The organism is Halosimplex carlsbadense 2-9-1, from assembly GCF_000337455.1.
Classification (GTDB): domain Archaea; phylum Halobacteriota; class Halobacteria; order Halobacteriales; family Haloarculaceae; genus Halosimplex; species Halosimplex carlsbadense.
This window is the reverse complement of record NZ_AOIU01000031.1, coordinates 196,203-222,504: the sequence shown is the minus strand read 5'-3', so window position 1 is coordinate 222,504 and position 26,302 is coordinate 196,203. Positions and strand designations below refer to the sequence as shown.

The window sequence follows — 26,302 nt, the reverse complement described above, 5'->3', positions numbered from 1 at the left end:
GGGGACACGGTTGCGGAACCGGTGCCGCGCCGTTGGAGCGGTCTCTCACGCACGTTCCTGATGATTTTCGACTTCCGCTAGAGTTTTACGAATGGCCCAGAGAAACACTGTTATGGAATTACATGCCAGAGAGGTCAACGAAGACGTACGGGAACTGGGCGAGCTGCTCGGGGAGATAATCCGGGCACAGCGGTCCGAGTCTGCGTTCGACATAGTCGAACAAATACGGACTGCGGCGATCGACTACCGGCGCGGCGACGCCGAGAACCGGGCGGCGATCGACGAGGCGCTCGACGGGCTCGAACCCGAGGAGCAGGACGTGGTCGCGCGGGCGTTCACGACGTACTTCGAGCTGATCAACCTCGCCGAGGAGCGCCAGCGCGTCCGGGAGATCCGCGAGGGGAGTCAGGACGGGACCCTCGACGACAGCGTGCGCGCGGCCGTCGAGGAACTCGCTGAGCGCGACCTCGACGCCGAGACGGTCGAGCGCGTACTCGACGACGTGCTGATCCAGCCGACGTTCACCGCCCACCCGACCGAGGCCCGCCGGAAGACCGTGAAAGCGAAACTGCGGTCGGTGTCGAGCCACCTCGAACGGCTCGACGAGGTGCGCCTGACTCGCGACGAGCAGGCTGACGTGGAGCGCGACCTGGAGGCCGAGGTGACGAGTCTCTGGCAGACGGCGCAGGTCCGCGAGCGCCGGCCCGACGTGACCGACGAGGCGCTGAACGTCCAGTGGTACCTGGAGAACGTCCTCTTCGAGGTCATCAGCGAGGTGTACGACGCGCTCGAACGCGCCGTCGACGACGAGTTCGACGAAGCGGTCGACGTGCCGAAGCTCTACGAGTTCCGTTCGTGGGCCGGGAGCGACCGCGACGGCAACCCGTTCGTCACTCCCGAAGTCACCGAGGAGACGCTCGACCGCCAGCAGTCGGCCGCGGTCCCGCTGTACCGCGACCGACTCAAGACGCTCTCGGGCGTGCTCAGCCAGGACGGCGACCAGATCGACACCGGCGAGCGCTTCGACGAGCGGCTGGCCGAGCACCGCGAGCGGCTGCCCGCCGTGGCCGAGACGGCCCGCGAGCGCTACCCCGACGAGCCCTACCGACAGCTGCTCAAGCTGATGCGCGAGCGCGTCCTCCGGGTCGACGACGTGCGTCCGGGCGGCTACGAGGACGAGAGCGAGTTCCTCGAAGACATCGAGGTCGTCGCCGAGAGCCTGCGAGCCAACGGCGCCGACGTGATCGCCGAGTCCCACGTCGACCCCCTCTATCGCACCGTCGATACCTTCGGGTTCTCACTGGCCAGCCTCGACCTGCGCGACCACCGCGCGAAGCACACGAACGCCATCGCCGAGGCCGTCGAGCGCGACGGGATCGACTACGAGTCCATGGACGAGGACGAGCGCGTCGAGTTCCTGACGGAGGCCGTCCTGCAGGACGAGACTGTCGTCGACCTCGCCGACCGCGAGGACCTGTCCGACGAGGCCGCCCGCGTGCTTCGCCGGTTCGAGAAGACCGCCGAGTGGCAACGGGACTACGGCGTCGACGCCATCGACACCTACGCCATCAGCTGGTGCGAGGAACCGAGCCACGTCCTCGAAGTGCTCTTTCTCGCCGACCAGGCCGGCATCGTCGACCTCCCCGGCTACTGCGGGCTGGACGTGGTCCCGCTGCTGGAATCGAAGTACGCCCTCGACGGCGCCCGCCGCATCATGGGCACGCTGTTCGAGAACGAGGCCTACCAACAGGCCCTCGAAGCGCGAAACGGCGTCCAGGAGATCATGCTCGGCTACTCCGACTCCAACAAGGAGAACGGGTTTCTGGCGGCGAACTGGAGCCTCTTCCGCAACCAGCGCCGCCTGGCCGCGATCACCGACGACTACGACGTGGAGATGCGGCTGTTCCACGGCCGCGGCGGCTCCATCTCCAGAGGCGGCGGGCCGATGAACGACGCGATGCTCGCGCTGCCCAACGAGACGGTCTCGGGCCAGATCAAGTTCACCGAGCAGGGCGAGACGATTTCGGAAAAGTACGCCAACCGGCGGATCGCCGAGCGCAACCTCGAACAGATGCTCGACGCGCAGATCCGCGCCCGCCACAACGCGATGGAGAACCCCGTCGAGGAGGTCCCCGAGGCGTGGACCGAGGCCATGGAGACGGCCGCCGAAGCCGCCCGCGAGGAGTACGTCGACCTGCTGGAATCGGAGGGGTTCGTCGACTTCTTCGATACGATCACCCCTATCACCGTCATCGAGAACCTCAACCTCGGGTCCCGTCCCGCTTCGCGCTCGGAGGAGCGCGACGTCGACGACCTGCGGGCGATCCCGTGGGTGTTCTCGTGGACGCAGGCCCGCTGTATCCTCCCGGGCTGGTACTCGCTGGCGACCGGGATCGAGGCGTACCTCGACTCGGGCGGCGATATCGAGACGCTGCGGGAGATGTACGACGAGTGGCTGTTCTTCCAGACGACGCTCGACAACGCCGCGCTCGCGCTCGCTCGCTCGGAGATGGAGATCGCCGAGCGCTACGCCGACCTCGCCCCCGACGACCTCCGCGGGGCCTTCTTCCCGCGCATCCGCGAGGAGTACGAGGGCGCCGTCGAACTCGTGAAGACGATCACCGACCGCGACAGCCTCCTCCGGCGGGAGTGGCTCGCGGAGAACCTCGACCGACGCAACCCCTACGTCGACCCGCTGAACCTCCTGCAGGTGCGCCTGCTCGACCAGTCACACCTGACGGAAGCCGAGGAGCGCACCCTGCGGCTCACGGTGCAGGGCGTCGCGGCCGGGATGAAAAATACCGGGTAGGGCTGTCTTACTCCCGACTCGCCGGGCTCGGCGTCGTTGAACCGACGAAAGGCGCTTGCGGCGGGCCGGCGAACCGCCGCGCATGGCACTCGACACTGTTCTCGTGGCCGTCGGTCCCGGTGACGAGGCCCGTACCGATCCGGTCGTGACGGCAGTGAGTGACGCGGCGGGACCGGCCGGCGCGACGGTCGTCCTCGGGCACGTGTTCTCCCGGGACCGGTTCGCCGATGCGGGCGACCGCCTGGGCTTCGGTGACGACGCGGAACCTGACGCGGTCGCCGCCCGGCAGACGACCGTTCAGGCGTTCCGGGATCGCCTCACCGAGGCCGGACTCGACGTTCGGATCCGCGGTCGCGTCGGCGAGGTCGGCGAGGAGGTCGTCGGACTCGCCGAGACGATCGACGCGGACCTCGTCTTCGTCGGCGGCCGCAAGCGCCGTCCCTCCGGGAAGGCGGTGTTCGGATCGACCGCACAGGCGATCCTGCTCGGGGCGCCTTGTCCCGTGACCTTCGTCCGGGGCGGGTGAAGCAACCGAGCGGGGGACGTAGTCACGGAACCGCGAGTCCGGACGGCCGAAAGTATAAGTGAGGCACAGACGGCGGTTCACGGTACCCCGTGCGAACGAGACGGTCGGCTCTGCTCTCGGCTTCGACTCTGCTGGCGCTGTGTGGCGGCTGTGTAGCCGACGGTCCGTCCCCCGAGTCCTCGCCGACCGAACCGTCCTCGAGCGAGACGGCGACGAGCGGGCCGAACGAGATTATCGTGCGTAACGTGATGGACGAACCCATCGACGCACGGATCGAACTCACCTCGGAGTCGGCGGGCGTCGACCGTACGACGACCCGCCGGCTTGCGGCGGGGGCGGAGTGGACGCTCACCGTCCCGGAGCCGGGCGCGACGTACTCGCTGACGGCGTCGATGCCGGACGGTCCGGTCGAAGCGCTCTTCGGTCACTCGTGGTCGCCGGCCGAGGACGGGATGCTCACGGTCCGGTTCGAGCGCTCGGGTGCCGAGTTCGCTCCTTGACGGTCGGTCCGGCGACGAGTTCCCTCACTCCAACAGCGCCGCTTCCAGCAGTTCCAGCGGGTGGCGGATCTCGTAGCCGGTACCGTGTTCCATCTGCATCGCGCAGGTGGGACACTCGGTCATGCCGGTCTGGCCCTCGGCGTGCTCCATGTGCTCGAACATCTCCTCGCCGATCTCCATGGAGTAGTCGTACTTCTCTTCCTTCCAGCCGTAGGTGCCCGAGATGCCCGAACAGGAGTCGCCCACGTCCTCGACGTCGACGCCGTCGAGCTCGCGGAACAGTTCGACGGCCTGCCTGTCGAGGCCCTGGTTGCGTGCGTGACACGGCGCGTGGTAGGCGAACTCCTCGGCGAGGTCGCCGTCCACGTCCGTGTCGGCGACCGCGCCCGACAGGTCCTCGTGGATCCGCAGGTACTCGACGGCCTCGTAGGTGTTGGCGGCCACCTCGTCGGTGCCCTCGAAGTCGAACAGTTCGGGGTACTCCTGGCGGAGGCTCATCGAACAGGAGGTACAGGAACAGACGGCGTCGTAGCCCTCGTCGACCAGCGCCGACAGGGAACTCACGTTCGTCTTCGCGTCGCGGCGGGCGTCGTCCAACATCCCGTTGGCGAACATCGGCGTGCCCGAACAGCCCTGCTCGGGGACCGCGACCTGGTAGCCGAAGTGCTCGAACAGGCGGACGAGCGCCTTCGCCACCTCGGGGGTGTTGTACTCGGCGTAACAGCCGTGGAAGTACGCGACCCGTTTGTCAGCGGACTGGACCTGCGCGCCGCCCCGAGCTTGCCACCAGTCGGTGAACGTCTCGGTGGCGAACTCCGGGAAGTCCCGTTCGCTGGTGACGCCGAGGGTCTTCTCCATGACCCAGCGGGCCGGCCCGAAGTTCATCGCGGCCGTCGCGAGCCGGGGGACTTTGCTGGCGAAGAAGGCGGAGGTGCGGTAGTTGGCGAGGATCCGGTTGCGCCAGTACTCGACGGAGAGCTTGCTCATCTGTTCGTCGACGAACCGCCCCCGCGTCGTGTTGTGCATCTGGCTGAGCGGGACGCCCGACGGACAGGCGTCGTCGCAGCGCATGCAGTTCGAGCAGGACGTGACCGACTCGTCGACCTCGTAGTCCTCCTCACTCTGGGTGAGCCGCCACTGCTCGGGCCCCTGGAACTTCGGCCCGGGGAAGTCGTCGTCGACCTCCGCGACCGGGCAGCTGGTGTCGCAGGACGAACACTTGTAGCAGGAGTCGGCGCCCGACCGCAGGTCGAACTCCTCGGCCTCGCCGAACACGTCGGTCGGCTCGTGGTTCTCGTCGGGATTCGGTTCCATCGGCTCGAAGTCGCTGGTGTGGTCCGTGTCGCTCATTGGTGTCGTCGTATCGCCGGCCGTGTCGCTCGCGGTACCGCCGTCCGGGACGCGCGGCGGTCCCGGCTCCGTCTCGTCGTCCGCTCGGTCCTCGCTCATCGCAGCGCCTCCGCGGCGGCCGCACCGGCGGCGTGGCCGGTCGCGATGGAGACGCCGCTGCCCGACTTCTCCGCGGCGAAGTCGTAGCCGCCCAGCACCGACCCCGCCGCCCTGAGATTCTCGAACTCGGCGGTGCCGTCGGCGTCGAGCGGTCGCAGGTCGCCGTCGGTCAGGAGACCGAAGCGGGCGAACGCGTGGTCCCCGAAGGCGTCGGTGTCGAACCACTCGTAGCGGTCCGCGGCGTGGGGGACGTGACAGTCGAAGATCGGCTCCTCGACGCGTTCCCGGTCGGAACCGATCCCCTTCCCGACCAGCCCGCCCGTCGCGAGGACGAACTGGTCGGCGGCGAACGGAATCCTCGCGCCGTTGCGGTCGATCGAGACCGACTCGATCCCGCCCTCACCGTCGTACCCGACGACTGGGTTGCCCGTCTCCATGCTGACTCCGGCGGCGTCCAGGGCCGCGTAGAGGTCGTCCTCCAGACGGAGCCCGGGCAGCGAGGGCGGCCCCATCGGCACCTCGAAGACGGGAACACCCAGCTCGGTTTCGAGCGACTCGCGGACCGCGGCGGGGTCGTCGTCACCGAGAACGGCCGGGAATCCGACCCGCTCGGCGCCGTCGAGGTGGGGTTCGACCGCGCTCGCGAGCGCGTTGCGGGCGCGGCGGGTGGCCCCTGTCGCGGTCTCGACCGGCGCGTCTTCGTCGAGTAGCTTCGCGTAGCGTGTCACCTTCGCGTCGGCGGCCAGACCGCCCGGGAACGCGATCGTCGCGCCCGCTACCTCGAACGGGACGCCGGCGTTTTCGAGGTGGGTGGCCGCGTGAGGCGCGTCGAAGTCGACCAGCGCCTCGAAGCCGACCAGGAGGGCGTCGCGCTCGTCGCTGGCGACGCCCGCCGCGGTACTCGCGGGGTACCGGGCCGTCGGTTTGACCGTCCCGCCGTGGGTGGGCAAGAGCGCGTTGCGGTCCGTATGGGCGCCGCGATAGCGGTCGGTCACCTCGTCGAACGCCGCCATCGCCTCGCGGACGCCGCCGACGCCGACGGTCCGGTACGGATGTTCGTCGGGCAACGCCGGGATGACCTCGAAGGGGTCCGCGGCGGCCCCGTCGCCGTCGGGCGCGTAGCCCAGCACGTCGACGAGCCCGGAGGCCTGCGCGAGCGTGCTCTGTTTGTACGAGAGGAGCCGTGTGTCCGCCCCCTCACGCGCCGCGGCGAGGGCGGCGAACCCGCCCGCCAGGCCGCCGCCGACCACGACGACCTCGGACTCAATCGCCATCCCGTCCTCCGTCGGTCGCGACGCCGGTATCGCCCGCGCTCGGCCGTTCGACCGTCTCGGTCGGTCCGTCGTCGAAGGCCGCGAAATCAAGCGACTCGGGGGCGTCGGCGGGGTCGCGGTCGCGGTTCTGGGTGGTGGCGTGTAGCGCGTAGTTGAGCATCGCCTGGGAGAGCTGTTGGCCCCACAGGGCGTGGCGCTGCCCCTTCCAGCGCTCCTGGAGGAGCTCGTCCCACGCCTCGCGCACGGTGGGTTCGTCGTAGCTGTCATCCAGCTCGCCGGCGAGCCGGTGGGCGCAGAAACCGCCCTGGCAGTTGCCCATCGTGGCCCGCGTTCGGATGCGGACGGCGTTGAGGTCCGACCCCGACCCCTCGATGGCGTCCTGCACTTCCGCGCGCGTGACGGCCTCGCAGTTGCAGACGACGGGATTCGGGCCGTCGGTGTCGAGCACCTCCTCGGCCCGCGACCCGAGTCGCTCTACGCTACGGCGGCCGATCGGCGACTGGAGGCCGAACTCGTCCATGTAGTCCCGGAGGACCGAGAAGTCCTCGCTACCGGGCAGGGGCACGTCGGCGGTGCGGCAGGCGGCGTCGACGCCGAAGCGGTCGCAGACGTGGTCGACGATCTTCTCGGCCATCATCCGGTAGGTGGTGAACTTGCCGCCGACGATGCTGGTCATGCCGGGCAGGTCGTCGCGGTCGTCGTGGTCCAGCAGGAAGAAATCGCGCGTGATGTCGGTGGGGTCGGTGCTGCCCACGTCCGGCGGTTCGTACAGCGGGCGGACGCCCCAGAACGACCGGATGGTGCGAGCGTCTTCGAGCATCGGGATCAGCTCCGAGAGCGTGTCGATCATCATGTCGACCTCCCACCGCTCCTCGGGGTAGTCCTCGGGGTCGTCGACCTCCTCGTCGGTCGTCCCGAGGATCGCCGTCGTCTCGTGGGGGACGACGATGTCGGCGTCGCCCTTGGGCCGACAGCGGTTGATCACGGTGTCGACCTGCCGGACGTTCATGATCGTCATCACGCCCTTGGAGGGGCGGACCTCGATGTCGACGCCGGCCATATCGCCGATCTGGCCGGCCCAGGCGCCGGTGGCGTTGACGACGTGGTCGGCGCGGATCTCCTCGCGGCCCCCCTCGGTGCCGTGGACGCGCAGGCCCGGGCCGGATGCGTGTTCGACCTCGACGCCGACGACTTCCCCGTCCTCGACGAGCAGGTCGGTGACCTCGGAGTGTGTCTCGACGCGGGCGCCGTGCTCGACGGCGCTCGCGGCGTTGGCGACGACGAGTCGGAACGGGTCGACCGCGCCGTCGGGGACCCAGATCGCCTTGTCGATGTCCTCGGCGAGGTGGGGTTCCATCGAGCGGGCCTCGGGCCCCGAGAGGACCTCGGCGGGGATCCCGCAGGCTTCGCAGCCCTCGAGTTTCTCCTGAAAGTACTCCTCGGAGTCCTCCGGGCGCTTGACGAACAGTCCCCCCGTCTCCTCGACGCAGTGACTCGCGATATCCCGGAGGACGCGGTTCTCCTCGATGCACTCCCGGGCGCTGGAGCGGTCGGAGACCGCGTAGCGGCCGCCGCTGTGGAGCAACCCGTGCATCCGCCCGGTCGTCCCGTGCGTGAGGTTGCCCTGCTCGACGAGGGTCACGTCGAAGCCGCGCATCGCCAGGTCGCGCGCGACGCCGGCGCCCGTCGAACCGCCCCCGAGGACCGCGATGTGGGGTGTGGATGCCATCTGTTCGCACGTTCGACGCCCACCCACTTTACTTCACCGGCGAATCGCCGTCCCCGATAAATAAAATGGTTCTACCCCCGTTCGGAACGACTGACCGGCGAACCGGTCGCGATTACTCGGCCGACCACTCGTCGTTCTCCGAAGGGTGATCCGGCTTCGATGTCGTTAGTCCGCCGTGATTGGCCGGTAATATCCACTGAGGGCGGCGACGCGACGAGACGTACCGCTTCCGCCGCGAGCGTCCCGGCCGGCGGTACCAAACGCCTACTTTACCCGACGGCCCCCAACCATCAGTAACATTTATAACGATTCCGTATGTTGTTTATCGACAGGGCGGCATTCAGAGTAAATATTCCGCCACACACGGTGACAGACAATGGCAGACACATACATCGGCGCGATAGATCAGGGGACGACTGGCACTCGCTTCATGGTGTTCGACCACGAGGGTCAGGTCGTCGCGAACGCATACGAACAACACGAACAGATCTACCCAGAGCCGGGGTGGGTCGAGCACGACCCCATCGAGATCTGGGAGAACACCCAGGAGGTCGTCACGCGCGGCCTCCGCGACGGCGGGCTCGACGCTACGCAACTGGAGGCGCTGGGGATCACCAACCAGCGGGAGACCACGGTCGTCTGGGACGCCGAGACGGGTAAGCCGGTCCACAACGCCATCGTCTGGCAGGACCGTCGCACCACCGACCGCGTCGAACAGCTGGAGGAGGAGGACAAGGTCGAGTGGATCCGCGGGAAGACCGGGCTGGAAGCCGACGCCTACTTCGCCGCGACGAAGACCGAGTGGATCCTCGATAACGCCGAGCCGCTGAAGCTACAGAGCTCCCGCGGCGAGAGCGTCCGCAACCGGGCGGAGCAGGGCGAACTCCGGATGGGCACCATCGACACGTGGCTCATCTACAACCTCACCGGCGAGCACATCACCGACGTGACCAACGCCTCGCGGACGATGCTCTACGACATCGAGGGGCTCAACTGGGACCCCGAACTCCTGGATGAGTTCGGCGTTCCCGAGTCGATGCTCCCCGAAGTCCGGCCCTCCTCGGACGAGGCGACTTACGGCTCGACCGACCCCGACGGCTTCCTCGGCGCCGAAGTCCCGGTCGCCGGCGCGCTCGGCGACCAGCAGGCCGCGCTGTTCGGCCAGACCTGCTTCGACGCCGGCGACGCCAAGAACACCTACGGCACCGGCTCGTTCTACCTCATGAACACCGGCGACGAGGCCGTCAGCTCCGAACACGGCCTGCTGACGACGATCGGCTTCCAGCTCTCCGGCGAACCCGTCCAGTACGCCCTGGAAGGCTCGATCTTCATCACCGGCGCCGCCATCGAGTGGCTCGAAGACGTCGACCTGATCAACAACGCCGCACAGACCGCCGAGCTGGCCCGCTCCGTGGACTCGACCGACGGCGTGTACATGGTCCCCGCGTTCACCGGCCTGGGCGCCCCCCACTGGGACGGCCGCGCGCGCGGGACTCTCGTCGGGATGACCCGCGGCACCCGGAAGGAACACATCGTCCGGGCCACCCTCGAATCGATCGCCTACCAGACCCGCGACATCGCCGAGGCCATGGAAGCCGACTCGGGCGTCGAGACGACGAGCCTGCGGGTCGACGGCGGCGCGGTCAAGAACAACTTCCTCTGTCAGCTCCAGTCCGACATCATCCAGACGGAGATCGCACGGCCGGAGGTCGACGAGACGACAGCGCTCGGGTCGGCCTACGCGGCCGGCCTCGCCGTCGGCTACTGGGACTCGGTGGACGAACTGCGCGACAACTGGCAGGTCGACCGCGAGTTCTCGCCGGAGATGGACACTTCGGAGGCAGACCGGATGTACAGCCGCTGGGACGACGCCGTCGAGCGCTCGCTGGACTGGGCCAGGGAGGAGTGACCGATGTACGAGACGCTCCTCCAGGTCCCGATCATCGGCATGGAGTGGGAGCAGTTCGCGCTCTTGCTGATCACCGCGCTCGCCGGCGGCGCCTTCGGCGCGGCACTGGGCGCCCTGCCGGCGTTCATCTTCACCGGCTTCGTCGTCTTCCTCGGCGAGGGACTGGCGGTCCTCGAACGGCAGGTCGGCGCGGCGACCCCCGAGATCGGATCGGGGGAACTCGCCGCGGGCGTCACCGGTGTCATCGGCTTCGGCGCCGTCACCGGTCCGCACATCGCCTTCGCCGGGGGCGTCGCCGCTTCGGCCTACGCCGGCAAGAAGTATCCCGAGATGGAGCCGGAGGGCTGGGACTACCACTTCGGGAAGAACATCCTCTACGCGTTCGGCACGAAGCCGGATATCCTCGCGGTCGGCGCCGTCTTCGGTGTCGTCGGCGTGATCATCAACCAGCTCTCGGCGGCGGTCCTCGTCGTCGGCGGGACGGGCCTCACCGACTCCATCGCGCTGACGGTCGTCGCCAGCGCCTTCCTCGCCCGCATCGTCTTCGGCTACCCGCTCATCGGCAAGTCCGCCGGCGGCAGCCTCCTCGACATGTCCCCCTTCGAGCGCGAGGAACCGCGCATGGCTACCGACGGCGGCGAGGTACCCGAGGAACACGCCGGTCGGCTGGCGACCGAGCCGTGGCTCCCCCAGCAGTACAAATGGTCGGGGGTCACCGCTATCGGCCTCGTCGGCGGCATCCTCGGCGGCTACATCTGGATCCAGACGGGTAGCATCTTCATGGGCTACGCCATCTCGGCGATGAGCCTGCTGTTCCTCCAGCTCGGGGTCGAAAAGATCCCCGTCACCCACCACATCACGCTGATCGGCGCGGTCGGTGCGGTCGTCGTCGACCCCGTCGCCGGCAGCGTCGTCGCGCTGCTCGCGGCCGGCGTCTTCGGCGCCGTCAGCGGGCTGCTCGGCGAGGTCACCCAGCGGATCTTCTACGCCCACTCGGGAACCCACGTCGACCCGCCCGCGATGGCCATCGCGCTCTCGATGGTCGTCGTTGCGGTCCTGGCGATCCTCGGCGTGCTACCGAACGCGGGGTACGTCTGAACGGACTCGACTCGCTCGGCCCGGGCCGACCGGGCCCAACACGAGTGATTTATATTCCGAGCCGGAACTGATTCACAACTGACTCGCCGGAACTCCCATGAATATCGACGCGCGCATCAAACGACGACAGCGCCGGACCGACGGCCGCCGCCTCGTCGAAGACTACGAGTCGCTGTCGCCCGTCGCCCACCCCGAGGAACCCTCGGACCGCGGCCCGACGCTCGAACGCCTGCTCGACCATCTCGACCCGGTCTTCGACGGCAACCTCCCGGGCAACGCCTACGTCTTCGGCCCCTTCGGTGCCGGCAAGTCAGCCGTCGTCACCGCCCTGTTCTCCCACCTCGACAACCTCTCGACGGAGACCAGGTCGATCATCCACACCAGCACGCGCGCGGCGACGCCCACCTCGCCCGCCTTCGCCTACGTCGACCTCCGCGAGACGACCAGCGAGTTCGCCTTCTACCACGCGGTCCTCGACGCGCTCGTCGAGGAGTCGGTCCCCGACCACGGCATCTCCACCGCAGACCTGCGCGAGCGGCTCCACGACCTGCTCGGCGGCTCGCGGACCGGCGTCGTCGTCGTCGTCGACCACGTCGGCGAGCCCGAGGGCACCGGCGACGAACAGCTGGTCGACCGCTTCGCCGGCCTCCCGAGCAACGTGAGCTGGCTCGCCGTCGGCCGCCGCGACCCCGAGGACGTGCTGTTGACCGAGTACACCGCCACCGAGATCCGCGTCGACCGCTACCGCCGCCAGACGCTCGTCGACCTGTTGATGACTCGCGCCTCGCTCGGGCTGGCCCACCAGGGGATCGACCACGAACTCGCCCGCCGGGTCGCCGAGTGGGCCGACGGCAACGCCCACGACGCGATGACCGCGCTGTTCGTCGCCGCCGTCCGAGCCACCGAAGACGGCCGGGCGCGGCTCACCGAAGCGGACGTGACCGCCGCGGTCGAGGAGGTCCCCCGCGAGTCGGTCTCGCTCGGACGCGTCCTCGCGCTCCCGGCGAACAAACAGCTCGTCCTCCGGGAATTGGTCGATCTGGACCCCGAAAACCGGGCCTCCGTCACCGCGACGACCGAGGCGATCGGCGCCGTCCCCACCGTGGACCTCTCGCCGGGCACCGTCAAGCGCTACCTCTACGAGATGGCCGAGGTCGGGATCGTCGAGCGCGTCCAGTCCGAGGTCACCAACGAACAGGGCCGGCCGCCGAGCCGCGTCGAACTCCGCTTCTCGCCGACGGCGTTCCGCCGGCTGTACGACCTGCGGCAGTGACCGGTCGAAGAAAGCGTCGCGCGCTCGGGGGTGTCCGAACTCCGAGCCGTCAGGCCGACCGAACCCGCGAGCGGTCGCCGGTCCCGGCGGTCATCGCGCTGGCGAGCGCGCCCTTGACGACCACGTCGTCGCCGAGCGTGGTCAGTTGCACGTCCGGGACGTTCCCGAACACGACGGCGTCGAGTCGCTCGCGGATCGGGTCGAGGATCCGGTCGGGGTTGTTGAGCGTGACGGCGCCGCCGACGTAGATGACCAGCGGGGCGAAGGCGTGGATCATGTTCGCCGTGGCGACGACGTTCCACTGGGTCATCTGGTCTAAGACGTACTCGGCGAAGTCGTCGCCCTCCTCGGCGTGGGCGAACACGTCCGCCGAGGAGAAGTCCGCGCTCTCCAGGGGCATCGACGTCTCGACGGGGTCCCGGTCGTGCAGTTCCTGCGCGTAGCGGAAGATGTTGTTGCCCGAGCAATAGGCCTCCCAGTGGCCGTCGATGCCGCAGCCGCAGGTCATGAATCCCTGGGGGTCGACGGTCATGTGGCCGACCTCGCCGGCGTTGCCGTCCCAGCCGCCGACGACTTCGCCGTCGACGCAGACGCCGGCGCCGATGCCGCTGGAGATAGTGAGATAGATCATGTCGTCGGGGTTGCGGTCCGAGTAGAACCGCTCGCCGATGACGCCCGCGGTGGTGTCGTTGTGCAGGTATATGTCGTCGCTGTCGACGAGTTCGCCGACGGGGCCGGTCAGCGGGATCCGGTCGATCGTGTCGGGGAGGTTCGCCGGGTTGTCGATCGCTCCCTCCGCGAGGTCGAGCGGGCCGATAGAGCCGATGCCGACCGCGGCGATCCGCGTCGGGTCGACGTCGGCCTCGTCGGCCGCGCCGCGGAGCGCGTCGAGGACCGCTTCTGTGACGGTGATCCCGTTCGGACCCTGCGGCGTCCCCGTGCGTCGCGACGCGACGACCCGCCCCGTCTCGTCCCCCACGACGGCGCGGATGTTCGTCGCGCCGAGGTCGACCCCTGCGTAGGTGGCCATGGTACCTGATCGGTGTACCCTCCGCTACTTAACTGCACATATTCACCCGCCACCGAGTACCTTCTTCGCTGGCGGGCCGGACGCTCGCGGGTCAACGGCTCCCGAAGCCGGGAGTCCGCGCGTGTCGGTCGACGACGGGCGTCTCAGATGTCCCGGCCCGCTCTCCGCTCGCGCGCACGACTCTGGATCGCCTCGTCGTAGACGATGCCGCGCTCGGCGTCCAGCGTCACGACGGTCCCCGACTCGACCTCGCGGGGCAGCGACGCGTTCGAGATCATCGCCACGTCGAGTTCCCGGGCGACGATCGCCGCGTAACTGGTCATGCCGCCGTGGCGGTCGATCACCCCGCCGAGCTTCTCGATGTCGCCGGTGAACTCCCCGTCGAAGTCCTCCGGGACCGCCAGGATCGCGCCCTCGGGCACCGCCGAGAGGTCGCCGTCCTCGGTCCAGTGTAACTCGCCCGAGACCAGCCCTTCCACGACCGAGCGGCCCGAAGCGATCGTCTCGGAGGCGACGTGGACCTTCAGCATGTTCGCCGTGTTCACGCCCTCGAGCTCGGTCATCATCCCCGAGAGGACGACGACGGTGTCGCCGCTGTCGGCCGCGCCCGTGTCCAGGGCCGACTGGACGGCGTTGTTGATCACCGCGTCGGCGCCGTCGGCGGTGTAGGGCGAACTCTGCGGGATGATCCCCCACGACAGCGCGAGGCGCCGTCGGATCTCCTCGCTCGGCGTCGAGGCGACGATCGGGATCGAGGGGCGAAACTTCGCGGCCTTCAGCGCGGTGTAGCCGGACTCGCTGGCCGCGACGATGGCCGCCGCGTCGATGTCCCGCGCGAGAAAGCGGGCCGAGCGCGCCAGGGCGTCGGTTCTGGTCTCGTCGGCGGTCGGTACGCGCTGTTCGCGGTTCTCGGCGTACTCCGGGGACTCCTCCACGTCGCGAACGATCCGGTTCATCGTATCGACCACCCGGACGGGGTGGTCGCCGATGGCCGTCTCGCCCGACAGCATTACCGCGTCGGTGCCGTCGAGCACGGCGTTGGCCACGTCCGACGCCTCCGCGCGCGTGGGCCGGCGCGCCGTCACCATCGAATCGAGCATCTCCGTCGCAGTGATGACCGGGACGCCCTCCTCGTGGCACTTGCGGATGATCCGCTTTTGGATCATCGGCACGTCCTCCAGCGGGCACTCGACGCCCAGATCCCCGCGGGCGACCATGACGCCGTAGGCGGCGTCGATGATCCCGTCGAGGTTCTCGACGGCGACCTCTCGCTCGATCTTGGCGATGACCGGGATGTCCGCGCCGAGTTCGTCCAGCGCGTCGGTGATCTCGTAGACGTCGTCGCCGTCGCGGACGAAACTCGCCGCGACGAAGTCGACTTCCTTGTCGGCCGCAACCTGCAGTTCCTTCCGGTCCTGGTCGGTGATGACCGGTAGATCCAGGTCCACGCCGGGGACGTTGACGCCCTTACGGGCCCCCAGGTCGCCGCCGTTCTCGACGGTCGCGGTCACGACGCCGTCGTCGACCGATTCGACCGTCGTCTCGATGCGCCCGTCGTCCAGCAGGACCACGTCGCCCGGTTCGACGGCCGAGATGTCGTGGGAGACGCCGATCTCCTCGGGCGTCGCCTCCTCGCCCTCGACGAACCGGACCGTCGACCCGGCTTCGAGGGTGATCTCCTCGCGAATCGGCGCCGTCCGGACCTCCGGGCCCGGCAGGTCGAGCATCGCGGCCACGGGACGGTCGGTCCGGCGGTCGACCGTTCGGATACGGTCGACGAGATCCCGCCTGTGTTCGGGCGTGCCGTGACTCGCGTTCATCCGCGCGACGGACATGCCCGCCTCCGCGAGCGCCTCGATCGTCTCCTCCGAGTCGCTCGCGGGCCCCAGCGTACACACTATTTTCGCGCTGCGCATCTCAGATCGATACCTCCAGAATCGTCGACGTTCGGTTCATGTGAACGGCTTCCCGCGGCAGGGATAAAGGGCTTGTCTACCGTTCTTTACCACCGGTCGTCGCCGCGATCCCGTCCACCGGGACCGACCGCTCCCGGCCGATTTCGCGGTACGACATTTCACACCCACCGAACGCTCCCGTGCGACGAGTTTCGGACCGCGGCGGCCGGGCGCGATCCCCGGTCAGTCACGCCGGACCGTGAGCGTGTGTTCGCCGACCGCACCGCAGTCCGGACACTCGTGCGTGTACTCGACCACGCCACCGTCCGTCTCGCTTCGCCAGTGGCCCTCCTCGTCCTCGAACCCGCACTCCGAACAGACCAGCTCCGTGTCGTCGTAGTACTCCGTGAGTCGTTCGAGCGCCGATCGAGTCGTGTGATGCTGCATAGGAAACCGATACAATACCGGCGCTGAAAAATATTGCGCAGCTTTCTACCGCTGAGAAAAATTGACGCCCCCTTTGGGTTTCGCTTCGGGAAATATGGGCCGTCTGGGAGGGACAGTAGCGCCGGGCGAGGGGGCAACGGTGACGGTCTCCGCCCCGAGAAGGCGCTCGTCGGTGGCATCGAACGCGGCGAGAACCGCACCACACCGGGCGGGGACACGCGGATCGAAGCCGGAGGCGCCTGTCGATATTCCCCCCGGAGACGGTCCCCGAACGGCGAACGTTCGGGCCAGCGAGCGACGGCGACCTGCCGGCCGACTATCGCGAGATACCGCTCTGTTCGCCCGATTCGACGACCCGCTCGACTTCCTCGGGGGTGACCAGGGCGATGTCGCCCGGGATCGTTCGCTTGAGCGAGGCCGCCGCGGCGCCGTACTCCAGGGCGTCGGGGACCGAGTCGCCGTCGAGCCACGACGCGAGGAAGCCGCCGACGAACGCGTCGCCGGTGCCGACGGTGTCGTACTCCTCGGCCTCGAAGACGCCCTGTTCGAACACGTCGCCCTCCGAGAGCGCGAGCGACCCCTCGCCCCCGCGAGTGACGAGCGTCAGCTCGAAGCCGAACTCGTCGGCGAGGTCGCGGGCGATGGCCTCGGCGTCGCCCTCGCGGTCGAGGACGTCCCGGGCGTCGCGGACGGCGACGACCAGCACGTCGATGTCGGGGAACAGCCCCTCCAGGGTGTCGCGGGCCTCGGCGGGCGACCAGAGCTTCGACCGGTAGTTCACGTCGAAGACGGTCGTCGTGTCCGCCTCGCCGGCGAGTTCGAGGAGGTCCGCCGTCGTCTCCAGCAGCGTCTCGGAGAGGGCGGGCGTGATACCGGACGTGTAGAAGGCGTCGGCCGCGGCGATCCGTTCGGTTGCGAGTTCCTCGGCGGTAGCGGTGGTGACCGCGGCGTCGGCGCGGTCGTAGATGACGTTCGTCCCGCGCGGCTTGCCGGCCATCTCGACGTAGTAGGTACCCATCCGGGCGTCGTCGTCCCACACCACGTCGGCGTCGACACCGTGGGTGCCCAGCGCGCTGGTCACTCGGCGGCCGAGCGGGGAATCGGGGAGCTTCGACGCCCAGGCGGCGTCGAGACCGAGTCGCTCGGCGGCGATAGCGACGTTGCTCTCGGCGCCGGCGACGTGGACGTCGAGTTCGTCCATCGCTTCGAGGCGCTGGTGGTCCGGCGGCGAGAGCCTGAGCATGGACTCGCCGACGGTCACGAGATCTGTCATACCCGTCGCTGGGAGGGGGCTCGGCTTAAATCCGCGGGGATCCGCGGCGCGCGGACGCCGCCGCCCCGACGCGACGTCGAGCCGGATACGTGCGTGTTAGCGCGGAGGTGTCACCTAGTACTCCAAAGCTATATATGAGATAGTCGGACATGGAAATCCATGGGCAATTGGGGCACAACCGACAGGACGAGTCAGTGTTCCGGGCGCTACGCCCGGGACGGGAGTGACTCGAACGCGGGTATCGACCGACGACCGAACGGAGATGGGAGCGATGAGTAGCGGAGACAGCGACGGCGGCGGTGGCGGAGCGATGGGCGTCGTCCGGACGGTGGTTCCGGACTTCGTCAGGAAGCGATTCGCGCTGAAGTTCCTCATCGTACTGCTGGTGATGGGGCTGGCCATCGGCGCGGTCGGGCTCGTGGGCACCCAGCAGTTTGTCGACCACACGCGCGACCAGGTCGAAAGCGAGTACCGCGGGCTCGCGGTCCAGGAGTCGAACCTGGTCGAGCAGTGGCTGGAGAGTAACCGTCTCTCGACCCGACTGGCCTCCGGCGACCCCGCGTACGCAGGGGTCGACGGGGACCAGATGTCCCGGACGTTGCGGAATCGCCAGGGGAGCCAGATGCCGAGCGACGTGAGCGCGATGCATCTCATCGAGGGCGGCACCGGAGCGACCACGTTCGTCGCCAGCCAGAACATCGCGCCCGGCTCGGAAGTCGACGGGACGGTCCGCGAGTGGGTCACCGATCGCAGCTTCTCGGAGACGAACCAAGTGGAGGTCTCTAGCGTCTACCGGACGCCCAACGGCGTCCCGGTGGTCGGCTTCGCGAGTCTGGTCAACGGCACCACCGAGCGAGTGCTGCTCGTCGAGGTGTCCACGACCGCCATCGCAGGCCAACTCCAGGGCTCCGACCGCGCCGAAGGCGGGTTCACCGCGGTCGTCAACGGGACCGGGACCATGCTGATCGACGAAAAGGCGAGCGACCCGAACACCAACGCCGACCAGACGCTCACCACGTACGGAGACCAGGCGACGGTCGACAAGGCGGTCTCGCTGTCCCAGGCGAGCCAAGTCGATGCCAGCCAGTCCAACAATCAGGTCATGAACGAGGAGTACGCGGTCGGCTACGCGCCCGTCCTCGTCCCCGGGAGTTCCGAGGACTGGGCGGTCCTCGTCCACGCGCCGACGGACGTGCTGTTCGGTGACGTCCAGCAGGTCCAGCAGCTCGGGCTGTTCGCGACCGCAGGGGCCGTGCTGGTGATGCTGGTCATCGGCGCCGCGCTCGGGTACAACACCTCTTCGTCGATCGACCGCCTGAAGGGCAAGGCCCAGGAGATGGAGGAGGGCAACCTCGACGTCGATATCCGGTCGGGCCGCATCGACAGCATCGGCCAGCTCTACGGCGGGTTCGCGTCGATGCGCGACTCGTTGCGCGAGCAGATCGACGAGGCCGAACGCGCCCGGAAGGAGGCGGAGGTCTCCCGGGCCGAGGCGATGGAGCTCTCGAACTACCTCCAGGACCGGACCGAGGAGTACTCGGAGATCATGCAGGCCTGCGCCCGCGGTGACCTCACCCAGCGCATGGAACCCGAGGGCGAGAACGAGGCCATGGACCAGATCGCCGAGGACTTCAACGAGATGCTGACCGAGCTCGAGATGACGACCGGCCAGCTCAAGACCTTCGCGAGCGAGGTCGAGGACAGCGGTCGGTCGGTTCAGCAGAGCGCCGAGACGGTCCGCGACGCCAGCGAACAGGTCGCCGACTCCATCCAGCGGATCTCCGACGACGCCTACGACCAGAAGGAGCGCCTGCAGAACATCTCCGAAGAGATGGACGGCGTCGCCGCCCAGCTCGACGATTTCGCCGCCGACAACCCCAACGTCGACTTCGGCGACTCGCTCGACAGCATCCGCGAGGTCGCGAGCATGATCGAGCAGGCCGCCGACCTCGCCGAGGACACGATGTCCGAGAGCGAGAACGTCGCCGGCGCGGCCGAGGAGCAGGCCGCCGAGCTCAACGAGGTCTCCTCGCGCGCCGAGGAACTCACCCGCTACGCCCAGTACCTGGGCGACGGGCTCGGCAACTTCGAGACCGAGGAGGAACACGAGTTCGTCTTCCAGACCGGCGCCGGCTCGCCCGGCCCCGGCGGTCCCGACGCCGACGAACCGGCCGAGGAGTAACGACGCGTTCCGGGCGCCGCCCGACCGCCGGGGGCGCTCGACCGGATTCGTTTTCCCCGCAACCGGCCCGCCCGATCGCGGATCCGGGGCCGGTCGGGACCCTATCTTCTTTTGGTAGTCGGCGTCCGAGTGAGTCCCGTGTCAGAGAGTTCGCAGGCCGAAACGGGGAACGCCGACCTCCTGGCGGCCGCCGGGGTCGCACTGGTCGCTCTCGCGGTCGCGCTGGTCCCCGGCGTTCCGCCGGCCGTGGGGCTGGTCGTCGGCGTCCCGTTCGTCCTGCTCGTCCCCGGGTACGCGCTGGTCGCGGCCGTCTTCCCGCGGGCGGGCGAAACCACGCCACGCGGCGAGGGAAGCGTCTCCTGGGCGTCGCGGCTCGCGCTGAGCGTCGGCGGGAGCGTCGTCGCCGTCGGCGCGGTCTCGGGCGCCCTCGATTTCACAGTCTGGGGGTTCGCCCGGGAATCCGTCACCGTCGGGCTGGCGGCGTTCACGGTCCTCGCGGCCACGGTCGCGCGATACCGGCGCGCACGCGTTCCGGCCGGGGCGCGCGTGACGGTGACCGCGGAGGCCGTCGGAACCCGCCTGCGCTCGATCGTCGTCGGCGACGGGGTCGCAGGGGCGGCGCTCACCGTCCTCGTCCTCGCGGCCGCGGTCGGGGCCGCGGGCGTCGTCGCCGAGGAGGCGAACTCGACCGCGGAGACGACCGAACTGTTCATCGTCGGAAGCGGTCCGGACGACCAGCCGGCCGCGGGTGCGCACCCGACGAACCTGACCGTCGGTCGACCGAGCGACGTGACGGTCGGCGTCGGCGTCTCAGGGCCGGAATCCCTCGACGGGACGGTCGTCGGCCACCTCGAACGCGTCGCCGTCGAGGGAGACACCGTCCGGGTCACCCGCCAGCGGGAAGTCGCTCGCTTCGACGTGAGCGTCGCCCCCGGTGACCGCTCGCTCGTCGAGCACGCGGTCACGCCGACGCGGACCGGGGACCGGCTTCGGCTGACCTATCGGCTCTACCCCGACGGCACGGACCGGCCGATCCGCGAGGCCCACGTCTGGGTCGGGGTGGCGCCGTCCTGACGGTCACCAGCCGATACCTATTTGTTACGCTTTAGCGTACTCACGTACCAGATACGTACCCCGGGTGGGATACGAGGAGCGGAGAGTGAAGGAAAAACAGGCACTAGGCGACGGAATCGACGTTTTGAAATCGGTCGAATCGGCGGAACGCGGGCGGACGGTCACGCTGACCGTCGAGGCCGACACGGACGAGCCGGTCTCGGTCCGCGTCGTCGATACGGTCCCGTCGGATGCGACGGTCGTCGATCCAACCGACGAGACGGTATCGAACGGCGTGACCGGCGGTGGCGAACTGGTCGTCGAGACGACGGTGGCGCCGGGAACGGCCGAGCGGCTGCGTTACCGGCTGACCGGCGGACCGGCGGACCTCCCGACTGCGACCGTCGAGCGACTCGCGGGTGGCTCGTCGGCGGGCGACCTCACCGAGACGGTCGGCCAGTGGCTCCCGGCGGACGGCCCGGCGTCCCCCCTGGCGGTCGAGGCGGTCGGTCCGGATTCCGAAGGGGGCGGCGACCGCCACGACGGCGACGCGTCGCAGGTCCGGGTCCGGCTGGTCGGCGTCCGTCCGTCGGGCACAGTCCCGAGCGCGGCGACGCAGTCGAGCGTCTCGACCGCGCGGCCGGACAGCGGAGACCTGTCGGACGTCGCGGTGGGGTTCGTCGTCACTCGTCCGAACCAGGACGCCGCGTTACGGACGGCGATGCGGGCGGGTCAGCGTGGCCACCCGACGTTCGCCGTGGTGCGGGCGCCGGACCCGGACGGCGATCTGGCGGCGACGCTCGAAGCGGTCGGTGTGACGGTCGTCGAAGCGCCGACGGCGGAGGCGAGCCGCGCGGAACTGAACCGGAGCCTGTCGACGGCGGCGCGCGAACGGGGGCTGGCCGGTATCGTCCTGCAGACCGGCGACTGTCCGCGGATCGACTACGACCGGTCGCTGGCCGCGCTCGACAGCGCGGACTACGACGTGGTCGCCATCCCCGAGACGTGGAGCGACGAGACCGACGCCCCGCTGGTCGTCGTCGCGGTCCCGGCGTACAACGCGGCCGGGAGCGTCGGCGCGGTGGTCGAACGAGCGGGCGCGTTCGCCGACGAGGTGGTCGTGATCGACGACGGCAGCGCCGACGAGACGGCCGTCCGGGCGCGCGAGGCCGGCGCGACGGTCGTCGTCCACGACCGCAACCGCGGGTACGGCGGCGCGCTCAAGACCGCCTTTCGAGAGGCGGCGAGCCGCGACGCACACTACCTCGTCGTCATCGACGCCGACGGGCAACACGACCCCGCCGACATCCCGACACTCGTCGAGACGAGCAGGAACGAGCGGGCCGACATCGTCATCGGGAGTCGCTACGTCGGCGGCGAGACGCGGATCCCGTTCGTCCGGTCGGTCGGCCTTGCGGTCATCAACAACCTGACCAACGTGAGTCTCGGGAAACTGCGGCCGAGCGGCTGGATCCGCGACACTCAGAGCGGATACCGCAGCTACAGCAGGCGGGCGATCCGCTCGCTGGCCGCCGACCGCGCCATCGGCGACAACATGGGCGCGAGCACGGACATCCTCTATCACGCCCACCGCAACCGCCTCAGCGTCGCCGAGGTCGGGACGACCATCTCCTACGACGTGCCCGAGTCGAGCACCCAGGGGTCGCTTTCCCACGGGATCGACCTCGTCCGGAACATCCTCTGGACCGTCGAGTACGGCCGGCCGCTGCTCGTCGTCGGTCTCCCAGGCGTGCTACTGACGCTCGTCGGGGTGGCCGCCGGCGTCACGGCCCTCGTCCGGTACGACGGGGGCGGGGGGATCGCGCCGGTACAGGTCGCCATCGCCGCGCTCGCCCTCATCGGCGGCGTGTTGGTCTGTGTCGCCGCTCTCGTCATGCACATCCTGAACGCCCACCCCGCGGTCAAAAACCTCCAGCAGTGACCCGCGGGAGCCGGGTCGAACGAGGGGAAGGGATAAACGCGAGCGGCCGGACGGGAGGTGTATGAGACTGAACCAGCGCGGGCCGACCCCTGTGGTCGGCGGTGGCCGCCGTGGATGACGCCGTCCACGTCGCGGCCGGCGCCAAGCATCGTGACCGCTTCGGCCGACGCGCGCCGGCGACCGTCTTCGCCCTCGTCGGCGTCGCGCTCCTCGCGGGCGGACTCGCCGTCCCCGCCCGGGACACGCTCCTGTTCGCCTGGGGCGGGACGGCGTTGTTCGTCGCCCTCTTCGTCGGACTCGTCGCCGCCGACCCGACGGTGCCGGCGACCGTCGCCGGCGACATCCACACGGCGGCGACCGCGCGCGCCCGTCCCGACGACGCCTCGCCTCCGCGGTACGTTCCGACCGGATCCGGCGTCCGGCTCGCGTCCGGCGGCGAACCCGTCGGTGTCCGGCTGCTCGCGGGCGTCAGGACCGACGACGAGGGAGACGAGACGCCGGCGACCCGCGCGGCGACGCTGGTCGACGCGGTCGTCAACCACCTCGAACTTGCCGAGCGGGCCGCGGCGAGCGTCCACGAATCGAGCGCGGAGTTGACCGCACAGTCCCGGCTCGCGACCGACGAACTGTACGACCACCCCGTCGCGTCGGTGTTCGCGGTCGGGATGGCCCAGACCGTCGACCGCCCGGTCACCGTCGAGAGCGCCGTCAGCGACGACGGCCTGGTCGTCACCTGCCGGTGGGACGGCGACGACGTTCCGGATGCCGACGCTCGGGGAGCGGACGGTCCGACGGTCGGCGGTCCGGACCGCTGACACGGGACTCCCACGGCTGCGGGCGACGAGGGAGCGGTCTCAGAGCGCGGCGAGCAGTTTTTCGAGCGTCCGGGCGCCGACGAGCGCGAGGAAGACGGCGCTCCCGAGGAGGAGCGGCCACCTGAGCCGGCGGCGCCACGGCGGCGTCACGTGGACCGGCGCGGTCAGCGTCGCGGTCGCGACGAGCGCGAGAAAGCCGACCAGGAACGCGTGTTCGAGCGTCAGCGCCCCGACCGAGGCCAGCCCGGCGACCCCGAGGAGGGTCGCGTACAGCTGTGCCCGGAGAAATCGATACTGTCTCGGGGTCGGCACGCCAGCCCCTACGCCGTCGACCGGTATAATCACGGGGGGTACCGTCGTCGCCACGAAGTCGCCGTCTTCGGCGCCGCAGTCCGTCACCCGGGTCGTTGAAGCGACTGGAGTCCGTCCGCCCGGTAGCGATGTACCCCTGGGGTCACGCGGCGTTCGCGTACCTGCTGTTCGTCGGACTCGCGCTGCTGGCCCACCGCCGCGTCTCGCGCGCGCAGCTGGTCGCCGTCCTGGTCGCCAGTCAGCTGCCCGACCTGATCGACAAGCCGCTCGCGTGGTGGGTGCCCCTGCTCCCGTCCGGGCGGTCGCTGGGCCACTCGCTGCTGTTCGCGCTGCCGCTGGTGGCCACGGTCGGGGTCCTCGCCCACCGGATCGGCCGCTTCGGCGTGGCGCCGGCAGTCGCCGTCGGGTATCTCGGCCACTTGCTCGGCGACGCCTACGTCGAGATCTACTACTGGCGCGTCGACGAGCTGACCTACCTGTTCTGGCCGGTATTGCCGCCCTACCCCTACGACACACCCGTTCCCCTGTCGGCGCTGGTTGGGAACCTGACCGTGACGGCGGACCTGCTCGCGGCGTCGCTGGCAGCGCTCGTCGGCTGTACCGTGTTCGCCGTCCACTTCGCGGTCGCGCCGCGGTGGTCGCCGTCCGAGTGACGACCCGCGCCTATATGCCGTCCCGGAGCGCAGGTCGGGGCGTGCAAGGGTCACTTCAGGGCCGGACGGCGCTGGTCACCGGCGGCGGCGGCTTCGTCGGGAGTCACATCGTCGACGCGCTCGTCCCCGAGACCGACGTGGTCGTGCTCGACAGCTTCGTCCGCGGCGACCGCGAGCGGGTCCCGGACGCGGCGCGCGTCGTCGAGGCCGACGTGCGCGACGAGGACGCGCTGGCGGCGGCGGTCGACGGCGTCGACGTCGTCTTCCACCAGGCCGCGATCGTCAGCGTGGCCCAGTCCGTCGAGGACCCGACGACCACCCACGCCGTCAACGCCGACGGGACGCTGGCGGTGCTCGAAGCCGCGCGGCGGGCCGACGCCCGCGTCGTCTTCGCTTCCTCGGCGGCCATCTACGGCGAGCCGGAAGCGGTCCCGGTCGACGAGCGCCACCCGAAAGAGCCCGCCTCGCCCTACGGGCTGGAGAAGCTCACCGGCGACCACTACTGCCGACTCTACGCCGACCTCTACGACCTGCCGACGGTCGCGCTGCGCTATTTCAACGTCTACGGCCCCCGCCAGGCCGGCGGCGACTACGCCGGCGCGATCACGGCCTTCGCCGAGCAGGCGCGGGCGGGCGGCCCGCTGCGCGTCGACGGCGACGGCGAACAGACCCGCGATTTCGTCGACGTCGCCGACGTGGTCCGAGCGAACCTGCTTGCCGCGACGACCGACGCGACCGGCGAAGCGTTCAACGTCGGGACCGGCGAGGCGACGACGATCCGGCGGGTCGCGGAACTCGTCCGGGATACTGTCGCGCCCGACGCCGAGGTCGTCCACGGAGACCCCCGGGAGGGCGACATCCGCGAGAGCGTCGCCGACATCGGAAAGGCCCGCGAGCGACTGGGCTACGAGCCGACGGTCTCGCTCGAAGACGGGCTGGCTGACTTCCTCGGCTAGGGGACAGTCACTCCACGACGACGGCCCCGTCGAGCCGCCCTCACTCGACGACGACGGCCCCCTTCATCCCCGACTCGTGGGGGACGCAGAAGTACTCGTACTCGCCGGCGACGGCGAAGGTGTGCGCGAACGTCTCGTCGGGGCCGACGCTGCCGTCGGGGTAGCCGGACCTGGCCGCAGATTCCCCGTCGAAGTCGCCCGAGGCGAAGTACTCCGCGTCCTCGGGGATGGCGTCGGCGTAGGCGGTGACGCTGTGGGCCACCGAGCCGACGGTCTCCCAGACGACCGTCGTCCCCCGCTCGACGGTGACCGTCGCCGGGTCGAACTTCAGCCCGTCGGTCATGTCCACGGTCACCGGCGCGGGCGTGGCCGCGTCCGGTTCCGTCTCGGTCGGGGCTGCGCCGTCGGACCCGTCGCCGCCGTCCGATCCACAGCCCGCCAGGCCGGCGCTCCCGGCCACGACGGCCCCGGCCGTCCGCAGCAGCGCCCGTCTGTCGTACATACCGACTACTGGTCGGACAGCCGGATAAACGCGTCCGTCGCTCGTCCGTCGGATGCAACACTTTTGCCAGTCGGTACGGAAGGGAGAGCAAGGTTTTCCCCCCGATGACACCTCGAACGTCGCTCCGTCGCGTCGACTGGCTCGCGCTCGCAGTTCCCGTCGTCGCCGCGGTCGGCCTGGCCGCCCTCGACGTCCTCGCCGTCCTGCCCCGCCCCACGCTCGTCCGCGCCGGGTTCGCGCTCCTCGCCGCGGTCGTCGCCGCCGCGCTCTTCCTGGCGAGTCGCCGAANCATCGCGGCGAAGATCGTCGTCCTGCTATGTGCGGGGGCAGTGATCGCCTCCGCGGTGTCGGGCTCTCGCGTCCTCCCGTTCGCGGTCGCGCTCCCGCTGGGGTATCTGCTCGTCGGGTTGCAACTGCGCGCGGAGCCATCGGTACCGGCCGTACTGACGGGGCTGTGGGCGCTGTTCCTGGCGCCGCGGCTCGGCAAGTACGTCACGACGGGCGTCTACTTCGGCGGGTCCGACACGCTGGCCCACGTCGGCGCCGTCGACGCGCTATTCGCGGCCGGCTACTCGACCGCGCTCCCGCACGGCTACGACCTGTATCCAGTCTATCACTTCCTCGTCGGGTCGACGGCGGCCTTCTCGGGCCTCCCGGTGTACGACGCGCTCGTGC

21 protein-coding genes are annotated in these 26,302 nt (G+C 69.6%); 12 read left to right on the top strand and 9 right to left on the bottom strand.

Annotated features, from left to right (window positions below):
- Positions 1-112: 112 nt before the first annotated feature.
- The 3 genes from ppc to C475_RS24640 all read left to right on the top strand — a co-directional run bounded on the left by ppc (position 113) and on the right by C475_RS24640 (position 3,835).
- Positions 113-2,809 (top strand): phosphoenolpyruvate carboxylase, encoded by a 2,697-nt coding sequence (gene ppc / locus C475_RS13275; RefSeq protein WP_006884358.1) that lies wholly within the window; start codon positions 113-115, stop codon positions 2,807-2,809.
- Between the two features lie 82 nt (positions 2,810-2,891).
- Entirely contained in the window at positions 2,892-3,335 is a 444-nt protein-coding gene (locus C475_RS13270; RefSeq protein WP_006884357.1) for a universal stress protein, read from the top strand.
- An 89-nt stretch (positions 3,336-3,424) separates the two neighbouring features.
- Entirely contained in the window at positions 3,425-3,835 is a 411-nt protein-coding gene (locus C475_RS24640; protein WP_006884356.1) for a hypothetical protein, read from the top strand.
- A 24-nt stretch (positions 3,836-3,859) separates the two neighbouring features.
- Here the strand turns inward: C475_RS24640 and C475_RS13260 are convergent, their stop codons facing one another.
- From C475_RS13260 to glpA, 3 genes are all read right to left on the bottom strand, one after another.
- On the bottom strand, positions 3,860-5,185 hold the full coding sequence (locus C475_RS13260; protein ID WP_049930632.1) for an anaerobic glycerol-3-phosphate dehydrogenase subunit C: 1,326 nt from the start codon (positions 5,183-5,185) through the stop codon (positions 3,860-3,862).
- Between the two features lie 95 nt (positions 5,186-5,280).
- Positions 5,281-6,558 (bottom strand): glycerol-3-phosphate dehydrogenase subunit GlpB, encoded by a 1,278-nt coding sequence (gene glpB / locus C475_RS13255; protein ID WP_006884354.1) that lies wholly within the window; start codon positions 6,556-6,558, stop codon positions 5,281-5,283.
- Complete coding sequence (glpA, locus tag C475_RS13250) at positions 6,548-8,287, bottom strand: anaerobic glycerol-3-phosphate dehydrogenase subunit GlpA (protein ID WP_006884353.1); 1,740 nt, start codon at positions 8,285-8,287, stop codon at positions 6,548-6,550. The genes glpB and glpA overlap by 11 nt, the downstream gene beginning before the upstream one ends.
- A 376-nt stretch (positions 8,288-8,663) precedes the next feature.
- Between glpA and glpK the strand changes: the two genes are divergently transcribed.
- From glpK to C475_RS13235, 3 genes are all read left to right on the top strand, one after another.
- Entirely contained in the window at positions 8,664-10,196 is a 1,533-nt protein-coding gene (gene glpK / locus C475_RS13245; RefSeq protein ID WP_006884352.1) for a glycerol kinase GlpK, read from the top strand.
- 3 nt (positions 10,197-10,199) lie between these two features.
- Entirely contained in the window at positions 10,200-11,294 is a 1,095-nt protein-coding gene (locus tag C475_RS13240; protein ID WP_006884351.1) for a hypothetical protein, read from the top strand.
- 97 nt (positions 11,295-11,391) lie between these two features.
- Positions 11,392-12,567: a Cdc6/Cdc18 family protein gene (locus C475_RS13235; protein ID WP_006884350.1), complete on the top strand. Its 1,176-nt coding sequence runs from the start codon at positions 11,392-11,394 to the stop codon at positions 12,565-12,567.
- A gap of 49 nt (positions 12,568-12,616) precedes the next feature.
- On the opposite strand, the gene C475_RS13230 is transcribed toward C475_RS13235, so the two are convergent.
- From C475_RS13230 to kdgK1, 4 genes are all read right to left on the bottom strand, one after another.
- Complete coding sequence (locus tag C475_RS13230; protein ID WP_006884349.1) at positions 12,617-13,597, bottom strand: ROK family protein; 981 nt, start codon at positions 13,595-13,597, stop codon at positions 12,617-12,619.
- Positions 13,598-13,740: 143 nt separating this feature from the next.
- Positions 13,741-15,513: a pyruvate kinase gene (pyk, locus tag C475_RS13225; RefSeq protein WP_006884348.1), complete on the bottom strand. Its 1,773-nt coding sequence runs from the start codon at positions 15,511-15,513 to the stop codon at positions 13,741-13,743.
- Positions 15,514-15,735: 222 nt separating this feature from the next.
- On the bottom strand, positions 15,736-15,939 hold the full coding sequence (locus C475_RS13220) for an HVO_0649 family zinc finger protein (RefSeq protein WP_006884347.1): 204 nt from the start codon (positions 15,937-15,939) through the stop codon (positions 15,736-15,738).
- A gap of 316 nt (positions 15,940-16,255) precedes the next feature.
- The gene (gene kdgK1 / locus C475_RS13215) at positions 16,256-17,212 is read right to left on the bottom strand and encodes a bifunctional 2-dehydro-3-deoxygluconokinase/2-dehydro-3-deoxygalactonokinase (protein ID WP_006884346.1); all 957 of its coding nucleotides are present in this window, start codon (positions 17,210-17,212) and stop codon (positions 16,256-16,258) included.
- 271 nt (positions 17,213-17,483) lie between these two features.
- Here kdgK1 and C475_RS13210 point away from each other — a divergent pair, with 271 nt between their 5' ends.
- The 4 genes from C475_RS13210 to C475_RS13195 all read left to right on the top strand — a co-directional run bounded on the left by C475_RS13210 (position 17,484) and on the right by C475_RS13195 (position 23,204).
- Positions 17,484-19,394, top strand: a complete 1,911-nt coding sequence (locus C475_RS13210) for a HAMP domain-containing protein (RefSeq protein ID WP_082223319.1) — start codon at positions 17,484-17,486, stop codon at positions 19,392-19,394.
- Between the two features lie 138 nt (positions 19,395-19,532).
- Positions 19,533-20,468 (top strand): DUF1616 domain-containing protein, encoded by a 936-nt coding sequence (locus tag C475_RS13205; protein ID WP_006884344.1) that lies wholly within the window; start codon positions 19,533-19,535, stop codon positions 20,466-20,468.
- Between the two features lie 85 nt (positions 20,469-20,553).
- Entirely contained in the window at positions 20,554-22,389 is a 1,836-nt protein-coding gene (locus tag C475_RS13200) for a glycosyltransferase family 2 protein (RefSeq protein ID WP_049930567.1), read from the top strand.
- 101 nt (positions 22,390-22,490) lie between these two features.
- On the top strand, positions 22,491-23,204 hold the full coding sequence (locus C475_RS13195) for a hypothetical protein (RefSeq protein WP_006884342.1): 714 nt from the start codon (positions 22,491-22,493) through the stop codon (positions 23,202-23,204).
- 39 nt (positions 23,205-23,243) lie between these two features.
- On the opposite strand, the gene C475_RS13190 is transcribed toward C475_RS13195, so the two are convergent.
- A complete protein-coding gene (locus C475_RS13190) occupies positions 23,244-23,516 on the bottom strand; it encodes a hypothetical protein (protein ID WP_049930565.1) in 273 nt (90 codons plus the stop codon).
- A gap of 128 nt (positions 23,517-23,644) precedes the next feature.
- Here C475_RS13190 and C475_RS13185 point away from each other — a divergent pair, with 128 nt between their 5' ends.
- Positions 23,645-24,169 (top strand): metal-dependent hydrolase, encoded by a 525-nt coding sequence (locus C475_RS13185; protein ID WP_006884340.1) that lies wholly within the window; start codon positions 23,645-23,647, stop codon positions 24,167-24,169.
- Between the two features lie 14 nt (positions 24,170-24,183).
- The gene (locus C475_RS13180; protein WP_049930630.1) at positions 24,184-25,125 is read left to right on the top strand and encodes an NAD-dependent epimerase/dehydratase family protein; all 942 of its coding nucleotides are present in this window, start codon (positions 24,184-24,186) and stop codon (positions 25,123-25,125) included.
- 40 nt (positions 25,126-25,165) lie between these two features.
- Here the strand turns inward: C475_RS13180 and C475_RS13175 are convergent, their stop codons facing one another.
- Positions 25,166-25,627, bottom strand: a complete 462-nt coding sequence (locus tag C475_RS13175; protein ID WP_006884338.1) for a plastocyanin/azurin family copper-binding protein — start codon at positions 25,625-25,627, stop codon at positions 25,166-25,168.
- Positions 25,628-26,302 lie beyond the last annotated feature (675 nt).

Excerpts from the sequence above, each read along its gene's own strand:
- ppc (WP_006884358.1), top strand. The coding sequence starts at position 113 with ATGGAATTACATGCCAGAGAGGTCAACGAAGACGTACGGGAACTGGGC.
- C475_RS13270 (WP_006884357.1), top strand. The coding sequence starts at position 2,892 with ATGGCACTCGACACTGTTCTCGTGGCCGTCGGTCCCGGTGACGAGGCC.
- C475_RS13260 (WP_049930632.1), bottom strand. The coding sequence starts at position 5,185 with ATGAGCGACACGGACCACACCAGCGACTTCGAGCCGATGGAACCGAAT.
- glpB (WP_006884354.1), bottom strand. The coding sequence starts at position 6,558 with ATGGCGATTGAGTCCGAGGTCGTCGTGGTCGGCGGCGGCCTGGCGGGC.
- glpA (WP_006884353.1), bottom strand. The coding sequence starts at position 8,287 with ATGGCATCCACACCCCACATCGCGGTCCTCGGGGGCGGTTCGACGGGC.
- glpK (WP_006884352.1), top strand. The coding sequence starts at position 8,664 with ATGGCAGACACATACATCGGCGCGATAGATCAGGGGACGACTGGCACT.
- C475_RS13240 (WP_006884351.1), top strand. The coding sequence starts at position 10,200 with ATGTACGAGACGCTCCTCCAGGTCCCGATCATCGGCATGGAGTGGGAG.
- C475_RS13235 (WP_006884350.1), top strand. The coding sequence starts at position 11,392 with ATGAATATCGACGCGCGCATCAAACGACGACAGCGCCGGACCGACGGC.
- C475_RS13230 (WP_006884349.1), bottom strand. The coding sequence starts at position 13,597 with ATGGCCACCTACGCAGGGGTCGACCTCGGCGCGACGAACATCCGCGCC.
- pyk (WP_006884348.1), bottom strand. The coding sequence starts at position 15,513 with ATGCGCAGCGCGAAAATAGTGTGTACGCTGGGGCCCGCGAGCGACTCG.
- C475_RS13220 (WP_006884347.1), bottom strand. The coding sequence starts at position 15,939 with ATGCAGCATCACACGACTCGATCGGCGCTCGAACGACTCACGGAGTAC.
- kdgK1 (WP_006884346.1), bottom strand. The coding sequence starts at position 17,212 with ATGACAGATCTCGTGACCGTCGGCGAGTCCATGCTCAGGCTCTCGCCG.
- C475_RS13210 (WP_082223319.1), top strand. The coding sequence starts at position 17,484 with ATGAGTAGCGGAGACAGCGACGGCGGCGGTGGCGGAGCGATGGGCGTC.
- C475_RS13185 (WP_006884340.1), top strand. The coding sequence starts at position 23,645 with ATGTACCCCTGGGGTCACGCGGCGTTCGCGTACCTGCTGTTCGTCGGA.
- C475_RS13180 (WP_049930630.1), top strand. The coding sequence starts at position 24,184 with ATGCCGTCCCGGAGCGCAGGTCGGGGCGTGCAAGGGTCACTTCAGGGC.
- C475_RS13175 (WP_006884338.1), bottom strand. The coding sequence starts at position 25,627 with ATGTACGACAGACGGGCGCTGCTGCGGACGGCCGGGGCCGTCGTGGCC.